The organism is Carboxylicivirga litoralis (genome assembly GCF_025499605.1).
Taxonomy (GTDB): domain Bacteria; phylum Bacteroidota; class Bacteroidia; order Bacteroidales; family Marinilabiliaceae; genus Carboxylicivirga; species Carboxylicivirga litoralis.
In genome coordinates, this window is the sequence record NZ_JAFMVC010000146.1 from 1 (window position 1) to 347 (window position 347).

The following is a 347-nucleotide window of genomic DNA, read 5'->3' on the forward strand; positions in this document are numbered from 1 at the left end:
GGAGAAGAGCCGACTGTCTTTTTAAGATAAAAGCTTGTAAATTGGGCTTTTAACCAACACTAAAAGCTCCATGTCTGAACTTGTAAAACAGCTAAAACTCAACAAACAAATCATCTTTGACAAAGGCAGCTTTGATAATTGGTGCGTTTATATTGTGGACGAGCACCATAAGCATGCCCCTTCTGATATAGAATACTTTACTGCTTTACAATTATTGGCACATCGCTACCCTCAGGGTAAAATTTACAAGGACTTCTTAAAAATATACGAATCAACTACTACGCAGGTCGACTCTTCGGTTATTAAACTGATTGACAACATTGTTTCGTCCTACAAATGGAATGATG

General features: G+C 37.2%; 1 protein-coding gene. It reads left to right on the top strand.

What is annotated here, in order from left to right:
• Positions 1-70 precede the first annotated feature (70 nt).
• On the top strand, positions 71-347 hold a 277-nt coding region (locus tag J1N10_RS21160; protein WP_262328703.1), incomplete at its 3' end, for a DUF7004 family protein.